Source organism: Alteromonas sp. G5_S2_22_S1 (assembly GCF_054968525.1).
Window position 1 is genome coordinate 1 of record NZ_JBQKUJ010000079.1, and the last position, 247, is coordinate 247.

1 protein-coding gene is annotated in these 247 nt (G+C 45.7%); it reads left to right on the forward strand.

All coding sequences use genetic code 11. The annotated features are described in order from the left end of the window. A partial coding sequence (locus ACTRWF_RS19755; RefSeq protein ID WP_462836111.1) for an EF-Tu C-terminal domain-related protein occupies positions 1 to 231 on the forward strand: 231 nt, incomplete at its 5' end. Positions 232 to 247: the final 16 nt, after the last annotated feature.

Genomic DNA, 247 nt, shown 5'->3' on the forward strand with positions numbered 1-247 from the left:
CGTCATACTCCATTCTTCAAAGGCTACCGTCCACAGTTCTACTTCCGTACAACTGACGTAACTGGTGCTGTAGAGCTTCCAGAAGGCGTAGAAATGGTAATGCCTGGTGACAACCTTAAATTCAAAGTTGAGCTAATTGCTCCGATCGCGATGGAAGAAGGTCTTCGTTTCGCAATCCGTGAAGGTGGTCGTACAGTAGGTGCTGGTGTTGTATCTAAGATCCTAGACTAATCTAGACTTAGCAACA